Origin of the sequence: Devosia elaeis (genome assembly GCF_001650025.1) — a bacterium.
GTDB lineage: Bacteria > Pseudomonadota > Alphaproteobacteria > Rhizobiales > Devosiaceae > Devosia > Devosia elaeis.
In genome coordinates, this window is record NZ_LVVY01000053.1 from 1 (window position 1) to 675 (window position 675).

A 675-nucleotide genomic window follows, 5' to 3' on the forward strand; every position below is an offset into this window, starting at 1 on the left:
ACGAAATCGCACCCGATATCGAGGGCCACCTGCCAATGGTCATTGACCACAAGCTGCGCACCCGCTGCGGTGCAGGCGGTTTTGGCCCGTTCGATCTCAGCGCGCAGCGCGGGCTCAGGACAATCCTTGATCCGCAGCTGGATCAGTTTTGCGCCCCAGGCCAGCAGGAACTCGACCCAATCCGCATCCGGCACGACGGGATAGAAGCGATCGAGAGTCATGCGAGAACTGCCTTGCCCAGGACCGGGGTCGAAGGCGCCGCCATGTCGCGCGGCTCGAGGGGCGATGCGGTATGGGCAAGCCGCCCCGCGTCCACGGCGAGGGCAAAGGCTTCGGCCATGCGAACAGGGTCGCCTGCCTCGGCCACGGCCGTGTTGAGCAGCACCGCGTCATAGCCCATTTCCATCGCCGCTGCCGCATGCGAGGGCAGGCCGAGACCGGCATCGATCACCAGGGGCACATCGGGGAAGTGGGCGCGCAGGGCGCGCAATCCAAAGAGATTATTGAGCCCGCGGGCCGAGCCTATCGGGGCGCCCCAAGGCATCAGGATCTGGCAACCTGCTTCGAGCAGGCGTTCGGCCACGACGAGGTCCTCGGTCGTATAAGGAAAGACGTCGAACCCGTCCTCGCTCAGGATGCGTGCAGCCTCTACCAGCCCGAACACATCGGGCTGCA

At 65.5% G+C, this 675-nt stretch carries 1 protein-coding gene and 1 pseudogene; both read right to left on the reverse strand.

The window, feature by feature from the left end:
• The coding region (locus A3840_RS01775; protein ID WP_205633327.1) for a thiamine phosphate synthase at positions 1 to 221 on the reverse strand (221 nt) is incomplete at its 3' end.
• Positions 218 to 675 (reverse strand): annotated as a pseudogene (locus A3840_RS01780) (thiazole synthase); the annotation flags it as partial. The pseudogene A3840_RS01780 and the gene A3840_RS01775, both read right to left, overlap by 4 nt.